Source organism: Defluviimonas sp. D31, from assembly GCF_033436765.1.
In the GTDB taxonomy this organism is placed as follows: domain Bacteria; phylum Pseudomonadota; class Alphaproteobacteria; order Rhodobacterales; family Rhodobacteraceae; genus Albidovulum.
Map to the genome: position 1 here is coordinate 114,968 of NZ_JAWQFN010000008.1, position 12,081 is coordinate 127,048.

10 protein-coding genes are annotated in these 12,081 nt (G+C 67.4%); 4 read left to right on the forward strand and 6 right to left on the reverse strand.

The genetic code is table 11. The annotated features are described in order from the left end of the window. Positions 1-94 precede the first annotated feature (94 nt). From R5H32_RS14910 to R5H32_RS14935, 6 genes are all read right to left on the reverse strand, one after another. The gene (locus R5H32_RS14910; protein WP_318339480.1) at positions 95-1,198 is read right to left on the reverse strand and encodes a LysM peptidoglycan-binding domain-containing protein; all 1,104 of its coding nucleotides are present in this window, start codon (positions 1,196-1,198) and stop codon (positions 95-97) included. A 62-nt stretch (positions 1,199-1,260) separates the two neighbouring features. Beyond that, positions 1,261-2,517, reverse strand: a complete 1,257-nt coding sequence (locus tag R5H32_RS14915) for a LysM peptidoglycan-binding domain-containing protein (RefSeq protein ID WP_318339481.1) — start codon at positions 2,515-2,517, stop codon at positions 1,261-1,263. After that, the gene (locus tag R5H32_RS14920) at positions 2,517-3,284 is read right to left on the reverse strand and encodes a PP2C family protein-serine/threonine phosphatase (protein WP_318339482.1); all 768 of its coding nucleotides are present in this window, start codon (positions 3,282-3,284) and stop codon (positions 2,517-2,519) included. Before R5H32_RS14920 ends, R5H32_RS14915 begins: the two co-directional genes overlap by 1 nt. A gap of 16 nt (positions 3,285-3,300) precedes the next feature. Next, a complete protein-coding gene (locus R5H32_RS14925; RefSeq protein ID WP_318339483.1) occupies positions 3,301-4,248 on the reverse strand; it encodes an FHA domain-containing protein in 948 nt (315 codons plus the stop codon). A 46-nt stretch (positions 4,249-4,294) separates the two neighbouring features. Beyond that, positions 4,295-6,325, reverse strand: a complete 2,031-nt coding sequence (locus tag R5H32_RS14930; RefSeq protein WP_318339484.1) for a protein kinase domain-containing protein — start codon at positions 6,323-6,325, stop codon at positions 4,295-4,297. Positions 6,326-6,715: 390 nt separating this feature from the next. Beyond that, positions 6,716-7,918: a PepSY-associated TM helix domain-containing protein gene (locus tag R5H32_RS14935; RefSeq protein ID WP_318339485.1), complete on the reverse strand. Its 1,203-nt coding sequence runs from the start codon at positions 7,916-7,918 to the stop codon at positions 6,716-6,718. A 150-nt stretch (positions 7,919-8,068) separates the two neighbouring features. On the opposite strand from R5H32_RS14935, the gene pcaD reads away from it, so the two are divergent. The 4 genes from pcaD to R5H32_RS14955 all read left to right on the forward strand — a co-directional run bounded on the left by pcaD (position 8,069) and on the right by R5H32_RS14955 (position 12,069). Continuing rightward, the gene (pcaD, locus tag R5H32_RS14940) at positions 8,069-8,857 is read left to right on the forward strand and encodes a 3-oxoadipate enol-lactonase (protein WP_318339486.1); all 789 of its coding nucleotides are present in this window, start codon (positions 8,069-8,071) and stop codon (positions 8,855-8,857) included. A 3-nt stretch (positions 8,858-8,860) separates the two neighbouring features. Continuing rightward, positions 8,861-9,607, forward strand: a complete 747-nt coding sequence (locus R5H32_RS14945; protein WP_318339487.1) for an alpha/beta fold hydrolase — start codon at positions 8,861-8,863, stop codon at positions 9,605-9,607. A gap of 143 nt (positions 9,608-9,750) precedes the next feature. After that, entirely contained in the window at positions 9,751-10,974 is a 1,224-nt protein-coding gene (locus R5H32_RS14950) for a TCR/Tet family MFS transporter (protein WP_318339488.1), read from the forward strand. 18 nt (positions 10,975-10,992) lie between these two features. Continuing rightward, positions 10,993-12,069: a Zn-dependent alcohol dehydrogenase gene (locus R5H32_RS14955; protein ID WP_318339489.1), complete on the forward strand. Its 1,077-nt coding sequence runs from the start codon at positions 10,993-10,995 to the stop codon at positions 12,067-12,069. The last annotated feature ends 12 nt before the right edge of the window (positions 12,070-12,081 follow it).

Below are 12,081 nucleotides of genomic sequence, written 5' to 3' on the forward strand. Positions count from 1 at the left end.
GAAAGCCCGCCGGCTCCTTAGGGGCCGACGGGCAGTTGCCGCCCTCGCGTGACGGTTGGGTGCCGCGGGCCTGTGACGGTCCGCGGCCTTTTGGTCAGTTCGAAGCCGAGCGCTCGTTCACTTCCTGCAGCGTGCCCGAGATCACGTCGTACCATTCGCCCGAGTCGCGCATTTCGGTCAGACCGCGGTTGACCATCGCCAGGTATTCGCGGCCGAAGGGGTTCGACTTGTGCGCCAGAGCCGCCATCGTCATGACCGACGACAGGTAGGGGTTCTCGACCACCTCGGCTTCGATCCCGAGCGTCTTGATCACGTCGGCGGCCGACTGCACTTCCATCGCCACGATGTCGATATTGCCGAACATCATCCCTTCGAAGCACTCCTCACGCTTGGCCGGGCGCACCAGGGTGATTGTGGGTTCCACGAGCCCTTGCTCCTCGAGGTCGAAAGTGTAGTAGCCGTCGAGGCGGCAGATCCGCGCGCCTTCGAAATCGGCGTAGGTCTTGGCAGCCGCGTATTTGCTACCCGGCTTGGCGTAGAAGCCCGACACCGGCTCGTAGAGCGGCAGCGAGGCGTCATAGTCGGTGCAGCGCTTGGCCATCGCCTCGGACAGCTTGTCGATCTTCTCGCAGTTCGGCATGTACCAGGCGAGGCCGATGTCGAATGCGCCCGAGGGCAGGAGCGCGGTCATGTGCGAATCCCAGTCATCGACCCAGTTGACGGTGTATTCGCGATCGTTGCCGCCACGATGCATCGCGGTCGTGGCAAGGCGCACCGCGATTCCGCCGCCGGTCAGCGATTCATCGGCGAAGGGGCTCCAGTCGTTGCCCGAGACGAATTTCACCTTCGGCCGGTAGGCGCCGACGCTGTTGCCGCTCGACGATCCCGCCGCGGGCGCCTCGGGAAGCTCGATCGCGGGTGCCGGAGAATCGGCAGTCAGACGGCCGTCCTTACAGGGCAGCACAAGCTCGGTGCCGGGTTCCAGACCGTTCGGATTGGAGCCGAGGATCTGGCGGTTGGCGTTGAAGATAACCTGGTAGTCGAGCGATCCGTAGGCAGCCTTTGCGATGGTGCCGAGCGTGTCGCCATCCTTGACGGTGTAGGTGGTACAGGCCTCCTGCGCGAAGGTGGACGAGGACATGATCGCCGTGACGGCGCAGGTGGCGGCCAGTTTGACGAGTGTAGCTTGGATATTCACGGGCTATTCTCCTGTGCTGGTATCTGGGAAGGGCTCTGACCCTTTGATGAATTGAGGGGTGATCAGGACTTGGGCGCGACCTTGCGGGCCTGCTCCAGCAGGCCGGCGGAGACGATGTCGTACCACTCGCCGCTCTGGCGCATGATCGCGAGACCGGAGTTGATGGTGGCGATGATCTCCCCCGCATTCGGGTTCTTCTTGTGGACGAAGACGCGCAGCGTCTTGATATGGGCCAGGTTCGGGTTCTCGATCGCGTCGTTCTTGAGCCGGAGCGCGTCGAGCGCCTCGGCCGCAACCTGGACCTCGATGTGAACGACATCGACCGTGCCGGCGGCGAGCGCCGAGAAGCACTCCGCGACCGTGACCGGACGGACCAGCGTGATGTCGGGCTCGGAGAGGCCCGAGCTGCTCAGCCAGGCCAGCGAATGGCCGTCGGGCCGGCAGATCCGCTTGCCGAGGAAGGCATCGAAGCTCTTGGCGTCCTCGAGACCGCTGCCCTTCATCGCGAAATAGCCGTCGACGATGTCGTAGAAGGACTCGCTGTGCTCGAAATCCGTGCAGCGATAGGCGTCGGCAGCGGTCAGCACGCCGAGATTACCACAGTCCGGAAGGCTCCAAGGGAAGGTCGCATCGAAGGCACCGCTCGGCAACAAGGTGTCGAGATGCGCGCCCCAGTCGTTCACGAAGGCGATTGAAACATCGGCGCCGCTGTTTGCGCGCACCATCGCGGTCCGCACAAGCTGGGTGATGATGCCGCCGCCGGCAAGCTGCTCGTCGGCGAAGGGCGGGTAGTCGTCGCCGGTGATGAAGGAGATTTTCTCCAGCGGCGCGACTGAGGGCGCTGCGGGCTCCGTAGCGGCCTCCGCCGTGACTTCGACCGCCGGTTCGGCCTCCTCTACGACTTCCGCGGTTGCAGGCGCAGCCGGCTCCGCCACCTCCGCGTCGGCGGCTAACTGACCATCGAGGCACGGGATCTCAAGCACCGTCCCTTTTTCGATCAGGTTGGGATTGCCGCCGATCGCGGCGCGGTTGGCACTGAATATCCGCTGGAAGTTATAGTCGCCATAGGCCGACCTTGAGATGCTCGAAAGCGAGTCGCCGGGCTGCACCGTGTAGCGCGTGCACGCTTCCTGCGCGGACGCGCCGAGCGGCACCGCAGCCAGCGCGAAGCAGGCGGCTGCGAGTGTCTTGCGAAGGGTTTCGTTATCCATTCCTGGGCCTTTTCTGCGCGCAGCACGAGCCGGCCCGGCAAACTGGTCGCCTGTCCTGCCTGTTGGGTTATCACTTGACCGGCGCCCGGCGCCGGCGGGTTCACTCATTAACTGACCTTAATCACGGCCACCGAGATGTTGTCCTGGTCCGGATCGCCGAGCGACTGGACCGAAGCGACGAGCGCCTTCGCGAGGACCGCACTGCTTTCAGTGCGCAGCCGGCCCAAGATGTCCTGGATCTCCTCGTCGGTGAGGAACTGCAGCCCGTCGCTCGAGGCGATCACGATATCGCCGGGGACGAGCTTCACCGGAGCCTTGCCCCAGTCGATCCGCGGGATCGCGCTGCCCATCAGCACCGAGGTCAGACAATTTCGGTCAGGATGGTTGCGCGCGGTTTCGGCGTCCATCATGCCCGCGCGCACCAGAAGGTCGATCTGCGGCGCCATCGAGTGGTCCTCGTTGACCTGCCGGAGGCCATCCTCGCTGAAGACGTAGAGCGGGGAATCTCCGACCGAGATCCAGTGCAGCATGTCCTGGTGGACGACCGGGGCGATGAGCGTTGCGCCCATGCCGGCGACATCGCGGTTCTGCGCCACGTAGGAGGCGATCGACGCGTTCGCGCTGGTGGCAGCTTCGTGCAGAATTGCGGGGATGTCGTCATCGCTGACCGCACCCGGCTCCAGCCGGTCGTCGAGGCTGCGCGCCACCTCCTCCACCACGATGGCGCTGGCGATATCACCGGCTGCGTGGCCGCCCATTCCATCCGCCAGAACCGCGAAGCCGATCGGGCGATTGGCGGCGAACCTGGCCGCCACGGCATCCTCCTGGCAATCGCGCTGGCCTTGGTGGAGCGCCGTGGATACATCATAACGCATTGAACAAACTACTTTCTTACTGGTCAGCCCAATTGAAATCCTCGTCGCAGAAAGCAACGAAGCTCAGTGTCGTCTCGCCAATGCGGATCAGGTCGCCATCTTGAAGGTGCTCGGTGCTTAGGACCGGCTTGCCATTCAGCCGGACGATGTTCGCCTTGCCGCCATGGCCGAGATAGAACTTGCGCTCCTCGTCGTCGAAGGCGATCGCGGCATGGTTGGAGCGCGAGATGTTGGTATCGCCGAAATCAAGCTGGATCGCCTGGTCGTCACCGCGCCCAATCTGCGAAACACCGGCCTGGAGCGTGAACGAGGCGCCGCGGCCCGGTCCCTTGACGACCACGACCCATCCGAACGGAAACTCCGAACGGCCGGTCACCGGCGCGCTGGTAGCGCCGTCGGCGAACAACTCCGCCACCCGCCCGCCGGAGCGGTCGAAGCCGAGGAACGTCGTCTTGACCCGGCTCGAACGGCGCGGCGCCGACGCCGGCGCGGGATCCGCCGCCACGGCGACGGGAGCGGGATCGGCGGCCGGCGCGGGGGGAGCGACGGGCTCGGGAGTTACAAGAGCGGCGACCGCGGGCCGGGCCTCGGGGGTCGGCACGGGCGCAATGTCGGTGGGCTCCGGGGCGACCGCGGGCGGGGCCTCAGGGGTCGGTACGGGCGCGATGTCGGTGGGCTCCGGGGCGACCGCGGCCGGCTCCACGGAAGACGCCAGGCGCCGCAGGATCAGCGTTTCAAATGCTTCCACCTGCCCGTTTCCGGTGCTGGCCGGGGCCGGCTTGGGCGTCTCGGCCTTGACGACCGGATCGGGCTCCGGCTCGGACGCGGGTTCGGCTGTCGGTACCTGCGCTGCCTTGCGCCGTGACACGAGATCGAAGGAGAAACCGCGGTCTCCGAGTCCTTGCAGTGGTCTTATCTTCATCATCTCGACCTTTTCGGTTGATGTGTCGGGGCGCGGCGACATCCGCAGAACTACTTCAAAAGAACCAGGCCGAGCCTCCGCCGACCGCTCAGCCAGCGGGGGCCAGCGACACTGTCACTGTCACGGTCTGGCCACCACGCTGCACTTCGAGCGTCGCCTCCGTCGTTCCACCGTCGGCCAGCTTCGCGATGAGACGCTCGGCGGAATCCGCAGCGTCGAACCGCGTTTTGGTGGCAGCCTCGCGCAGGAGCACGTCTCCGTCTTGCAGACTGGACGCCGCGCCCTCGGCCTTACCGACCGCAACAGTCTTCCATGCGCCGTCGACAAGACGGCTCTCGAGGCTCGTCGCATCGGCCAGGCCGACGCGGCGCACGGCGGGAATGGCGATTTCGACACCCTGGTATTTCGCACCGCCCGGCGCCTTGATCCGAAGATCGGCGCGGACCATTCCGTCCTTGCCGACCGCGATGTCGCGCAGCACCTGCGAGGCCAGGTCAATCGTGGTCGAGACCGGCCGGCCGTTGACCGCGAAGATCATGGCGCCATCGACCATCCAGTCGGCGACAAGGGCCGGGTCGACACCCTCGTTGACGCCGGTCAGCCGCGCGAAACGCGTGTTGCCGATCACGCGGTATTCGGACGCGAAGGGCAGCGACACGTCCCAGACCGCGTAGGAGAGTTCGGCGCGCGCTGGAACCGCCGCCGCGCCTTCGGTCGCCGCGCTCTCCAATGCAGCAGTCTCCGCCGCCACAGGTTCAGCCGCAGCAGTCTCCGTCGTCTCGGCTTCAGTCCCAGCAGTCTCCGCCGTCTCGGCTTCACTCGCCTTGGGCTCGGCCGCCTTCTCCGCCACCAGGGGCGCGGACGGGGCCGTCGCTGCTACGGGCTCCGAGCCGTTCATCGTCATCGCGACGCCGACCGCCGCCACGATCGCCAGCGCCGCGGTACCGAGCACCAGGCCGCGCCGCCCCTTGCGACCGGCCGGCCGCAAAGCGGCGGCCTCCGTCCGCCCGGCGCCATCATCCGGCGTGGAGGCCTGCGGTTCGTCCTGCGGTTCGTCCTGCCTCTTGTCCTGCGACTCTGCCGCCTTCCCCTGCACGGTGCCGCCCTTGGGCACAGAGGCCTGCGCCCGCTCCTGTGGCTCATCCTGTGGCTCCGCGGCGTCCTCCTGCCCGGACACGGCCACCATCTCGGCCACCGCTGCCTCGATCGCCGCGGCCGCCTCAGCGACCGAAACCGCGACCGCCCCGTCCAGAAGCGTCAGCCAGTCACCGGCCGACTGAATGCGGTTGCGCGGCAGCACGTTCAGCGCCTGGTCCACCGTCTCGAGGTAGCCACCGGGGTATCCCGGGAACCGCCCCGCGAGCGGCTTGTAGGGGTCCGGTTTGGATTCGGCGATGGCGGCGAGCCGCACCTGGCTGTTGACCGGAGCCTCCCCAGCGATCGCGTGGTAGATCGAGGCGCCGAGCGCGTAGAGATCGCTCCAGGGCCCCTGATCGCTGCCCGCGATGTAGAATTCCTGAGGCGAATAGCCGTCCTTGACGACCCGGAGCGCCGAAAGCGCCCGGCTCGCGCGCGTGGCTTCCTCGCGGGCGGCCCCGAAGTCGATCAGGATCGGCTCTCCGGCTCCGTTGATGAGGATGTTGTCGGGCGAGATGTCGCGGTGCAGAAGGCCGTTGTCATGCACGAAGGCCACGGCGTCAAGAAGCCTGCGCGTAATCGAAACGATCCGCGCCGGCGCGAATTCGATCTCCGGATCCTCGATCAAGTCCAGAAGATCGCGGCCGTTTACGTAGTCGATCGCCATGTAGGCGGTATCGTTGTCCTCGAAGACCTGGTGAACACCGACGATGTTGGGATGGACCAGCTTGGATAGGTTGCGCGCCTCTTGCACGAAGAGCCGCACGATCGAGCGGAACTCGGCCTGATGGGCGCGCGAGCGGGCGCCGACGATCGCGTTCGAGCGCCGGCAGAACGCGCCCGGGAAGCATTCCTTTATCACCACGTCGCGGTCGAGACTGTCCTTGGCCAGATAGGTGATCCCGAACCCGCCATGGTTGAGAAATCGGGAGATCGTGTATTGGCCGTTCAGTAGTTTCGTGCCCGCCGAAAGCTCGTCCACGAAGTCTTCCTGCTCCGCAGGGGTTTCCGCGTCAAGTTGCGCTTGCACTGTCATTCTCTTACCCAAGTTTTTTTACGGCCGCACCAATGTAAAAGCTACGCTCGGCGCATCTCAAACGCCGGCTCAACTCACACAGAAGAACGCAACATCACCCCTGGGTACAATTGTTCACAGGATGAAAGAGGCCGAATTTTGGCGCAAGATTGGCGTAACCGCGACTTAACCCTAGGGCGATTGATTTTACTCTTTTTTCACCTCTCACGACATGGCGACGAAATCGTTGATGGGGCCGCCAGGATGCGCGCCGCTCAATCTTGGCGAGAATCGTTTGCTCCCACGGCTTGTTCGCCTGAGCCCGCGCGGGGTCGCCGGAAGGCGCGCCGACAGCCGTCAGATCGCGTGGATCAGCGCCATTGCGGCCATCGCGGCGACAAGCGCCGCATAAGCCCATTTCACCGGACCAAGCCCGTCGAGAAAGACCCGCAAACCGCCCACCGGCAGATCGGTTCGCCCCGGTCGGAGCCGCGCGGCGAAGACTCTCATTCCCGTTACGGAAAGCGTGACCGCCCCGAGACCGAAAACAACCCAGGCGATGAGCGAGACGAATCCGCCCCAATTGCCATAGTGAAGGCCGATCGCCACCGGCAGGATCCGGGCCATCGCATTGCCGGTCTCGGGCACTGACCGCGCGACAATCTCCGTCGTCGCTGGATCGAACTGAACCTGCGCCGGTCCGAAAATCTCCCCCCGGTCGGCGATATGACCGGCGACCACGAACGGATCTCGCGGCAAGCCGGGAAGCGTGATCTGGGTCGCGACCAGCCCCGGAACCGCCGCCTCGGCGGCGGCAACCAGCCGGTCGAGGTCGCGGCCGCCGAAGCCGTCGGGCAACCGCCACGCGCGCTCGGCAAGATCGCCGGGGGGCGGATAGCGCGCGCTCATGCCGACATGGTCGAGCAGGAACACCATCCCGGTCAGACTCGCGATCAGCAGGAACGGCCAGACCCAGACCGCAACCAGCCGATGCCACATTCCCATTCTCTGCCGGGTATCGCCGCCCGGCGCGGGCCAGCGGAACATCCCCCGCCAAAATCGGCGGTAGGTGACGAGCCCGGTGACCACCATCGCGAAGAGCACGACCGAAAGCGCCGTCACGGCGACCTCCACCGGTTTCCACCGGGTCAGGAAGTTGACATGTATCTCGCGGATCGCGTTGCGCGCCGCGGCGAGCCCCGCCCCGCCCGAGCCGAGCACCTTCCCATCCGCCGGATCGGTCCAGACCATCCGCGGCCGGCCACGCACGTCCTTTACGTAGGCTATGTCGCCAAACCAGGGCCGCTCGGAACGCCGCATGATGAAGACGGACGTATCGGGATCGGCCTTCAGTATGTCGTCATAGGCCGCGCCGAAGGAGTGTTGTTCGCTTGGCGTCAGGCGCGCCAGCCACAGATCCGGCCGTCCGGCAAGGATTAGTTCCGGCGAGAAGAGAAGGAGCGTCCCGGTCACGAAACTGAGCGCGAACAGAAGGCTGAGGTTCAGCCCGACCAAGGCGTGCAGCCGAAACAGCACCCGGCGCAGGTTCCGACCGGCCATGATCAATCACACCATATCCAATACCCGTCACGTCGAAGTGGTAGCATTGCCACCGGCACGGCGCAAATCCCTACCGCCGCGAGACCGGCGCGGTCTTGTGGATCCGTCGTCGCCGCCGCAGGATGCCGGAGCAACCCCGGAAGGCACGCGATGAACATTCTCGATCTCGGCGACATCCAGCTCCACTGGCGCGAGGACGGCGACCCGGCCGGCGCGCCGGTGGTCTTCGCCAACTCGCTCGGCAACGATCTGCGGATGTGGGACAAGCTCGTGCCGCTGCTGCCACAGGGGCTCCGCCTGATCCGCTACGACAAGCGCGGCCACGGGCTGTCCTCCTGCCCGCCCGGCCCCTACGCGATGGGCGCGCTGATCCGCGATGCCGAGCGGCTGCTCGACGGGCTCGGGGTGCGCGACTGCGTCTTCGTCGGCCTCTCGGTCGGCGGGCTGATCGCCCAAGGCCTCGCCGTGAAGCGGCTCGACCTCGTCCGCGCCCTGGTCTTGTCGAACACCGCGGCCAAGATCGGCACCCAGCAGATGTGGGCCAACCGCATCGCGGCGGTCCGCAAGGACGGGATCGAGGCGATCGCCGACGGGCTGATGGAGCGATGGTTCTCGAAGCCCTTCCGCGCCACGCCCGAAATGCTGGGCTGGCGCAACATGCTCACCCGGCAGCCGGTCGAGGGCTATGCCGGCACCGCCGCCGCGATCGCAGGGACCGATTTCATCACGCCCACCTCCGGCCTTACCCTGCCGACGCTGGTGCTTGCCGGCTCCGAGGACGGCGCCACGCCGCCCGATCTCGTGCGCGAGACCGCGGGCCTGATCCGCGGGGCGCGGTTCGAGCTCATCCGCGGCGCGGGCCACCTGCCGCCGGTCGAGAAGCCCGCGGACTACGCGGCCCTCCTGACCGGCTTCCTGACCGCCATCGGCCATGTCTGAACGATGGCGCGGTTCCTCCTGATCCACGGCTCCTGCCACGGCGCCTGGTGCTGGAGCGGCGTTATCGCGGCGCTCGCCCACCTGGGGCACGAGGCGAAGGCCATCGACCTGCCCGCCCACGGCGCAGACCCGACCCCGGCGGCGGCGGCGACGCTCGATCTCTACGCTGAGGCGATCCTTGCCGCCATCTACGAGCCGGTGACGCTGGTCGGCCATTCCGCCGGCGGCTACCCGATCACCCTCGCGGCCGAGCGCGCACCGGAAAAGATCACCCGGCTCGTGTATCTTTGCGCCTATGTCCCCGCCCCCGGACTCTCGATGATCGAGATGCGCCGCGCCGGGCCGAGCCAGCCGCTTGCCGGCGCGGTCCACGCCGACCCCGACGGCATCAGCTACCGGATCGACCCGGAGAAGGCGCGCGCGACCTTCTTTCACGACTGCTCCGAGACGGCGCTGGCCCACGCTCTGGCCAGGCTCTGCCCCGAACCCATAGCGCCACAGTCGACCGCACTGCCGCCGCTCCGCCACTGGCCCTCGGTCGAGAAGCACTACATCCGCTGCGACGACGACCACGCGATCCCGCCCGACTACCAGACCACGATGAGCGCCGGCTTCCCGGCCACCCATGTCAGCGCCCTGCCGACCGGCCATTCGCCGTTCCTCTCGGCCCCCGCCCTCCTCGCCCGCCGCCTCGACGAGATCGCCCGGAACCAGCCCCTGATCCCCCTCGAAGGCGACACGTCCGGTTGAAGCGCCTCCCCTCCCCCTCGTGGGGAGGGGATGGGGGTGGGGGGCGATACCGGGCCCGCCCAGATTCCACGGCAGGGATTTCCCGCCTTTCCCCGCCGCGCGGCGTCCGCTAGCGTATCCCGGCCCAAGGGGCAGGACATCCCATGCAGAACCGCCTCGCGCTGATATTCATCCTGATGACCGTGATGATCGATGCCATCGGAATCGGCATCATCTTCCCGGTCATGCCCGACCTCCTCGCCGACGTGACCGGCGCCGACATCTCGCATGCAGCCCTTTGGGGCGGGGTGCTCGCCACCTCCTTCGCGGTGATGCAGTTCCTCTTCGGCCCCGTCGTCGGCAACCTCTCCGACCGTTTCGGGCGACGGCCGGTGATGCTGACCGCGCTCGGCGTGATGGCGCTCGACTACGCGATCATGGCGGTCGCCGGCACGATCTGGCTCCTCCTTGTCGGACGAGTCGTCGCCGGGATCACCGCGGCGACCTACACCACCGCCTCTGCCTACATGGCCGACATCTCGCCGAAAGAGGACCGCGCGAAGAATTTCGGCCTGATCGGCGCGGCCTTCGGGCTCGGCTTCATCGCCGGCCCGTTCCTCGGCAGCCTGCTTTCGACCCTCGGCATCCGCGCGCCCTTCTGGGGTGCGGCGGCGCTTTCGGCCGCCAATCTCGTGCTTGGACTCGTCGTCCTGCCGGAATCCGTGACCGACCGGATCCGCCGCCCCTTCTCCTGGGCGCGGGCCAATCCCCTCGCCTCGTTCCGCGCCATCGGCCGGCTGCCCGGCCTCGGACGGCTCCTCGCGCTCTACCTCGTCTACAACGTCGCGCTCCATGTCTACGAGGCGGTCTGGGCCTTCTACGGCAAGGCCCGGTTCGACTGGGAGCCGTTCATGATCGGCGTCTCTCTCGCCGTCTACGGGCTCTTCTTCACGCTCGTGCAGGCCTTCGCCATCGGCCCGGTGATCCGCGCCGTGGGCGAACGCCGCGCGGCACTCTACGGTCTCTGGATCGAGTTCGCGGCCTGCCTCTTCTTCGCCTTCGTCACCTCCGGCTCCGCCGCCATCGTCTTCACCGCCATCGCCGCCTTCGGCAGCGTCGCCGGACCGGCGATGCAGGGATTGATGTCGAACGGCACCCCCGACGACCAGCAGGGCGAGCTTCAGGGCGTGATCGCCTCGCTCACCGCCGTCGGCATGATCCTCTCGCCGATGCTGATGACCGGGACCTTCTCGTGGTTCACCCGGCCCGACGCCGCGCCCTACTTCCCCGGCGCGCCGTTCCTGCTCGCCGCCGCGCTGGTGGTCGTTTGCGTCATCATCCTTGTCGCGCGTTCGCGCGAATCCGCCCCCGCCGACCCCGTAGCCTGACCCCGAACGGAGACCGCAATGCCCCAGATCCGCGCCGCCATCTGCCACGCCTTCGGCCAACCGCTCACGGTCGAGACGGTCGATCTGCGCGCGCCCGGCCCCGGCGAGGTCGAGGTGACGCTCGACGCCTGCGCGATCTGCTTTTCGGACATCTCCTATATCGACGGTGGCTGGGGCGGAGCGCTGCCCGCGGTCTATGGCCACGAGGCGGCCGGCCGGGTCAGCGCCACCGGCCCCGGTGTTGTCGCCTACGCGCCCGGCGATCCGGTCCTCGTCACGCTGATCCGCAACTGCGGCACATGCACGCCCTGCGCCACCGGCCGCCCGGTCCTTTGCGCCACGCCCCCCGGCGGCGACTGCCCGCTCAGCTGGAACGGCGCGCCGCTCGCGCAGGGCCTGAATTGCGGCGCCTTCGCCGAACGCGTCGTGGTCCAGACAAGCCAGCTCGCGCCCCTTCCCGAAGGCATCCCGATGGACGCCGCCGCACTTCTTTCCTGCGGCGTGATCACCGGGCTCGGCGCCGCGGTCAACACCGCCCGCATCCGCCCCGGCGAGGTGGTGACGGTGATCGGCGCCGGCGGCGTAGGCCTCAATGCGATCCAGGGCGCCCGCCTCGCCGGCGCCGCGCGCATCATCGCCGTCGACATGAGCGCCGACAAGCTCGCCACCGCGATCGAGTTCGGCGCCACCGACGGCGTCCTCGCCACCCTTCCGAAACCCTGGACGGAAGCAAAACGCATCGCCGGGCGCGGCGCCGACGCCGTGCTCGTCACCGTGGGCGCGATCCCCGCCTATGACACCGCGCCGCGCTTCCTCGCCCCCGGCGGCCGCATGGTCGCGGTCGGCATGCCGCATTCCGGCGCGACCTCAACTTACGAACCGGTGCTCCTCGCCGCGACCGGCCAGAGCATGACCGGCTCGCTCATGGGCGACACCGTGCTCGCCCGCGACATCCCCTGGATCACCGATCTCTACCTGCAGGGCCGGCTCAAGCTCGACGAGTTGATCTCTGGCCGCTGGAGCCTCGACGAGATCAACGACGCCATCGCCGACACCAGATCCGGAGCCGCCCGCCGAAACGCACTCATCTTCTGATTTCTTCATTGC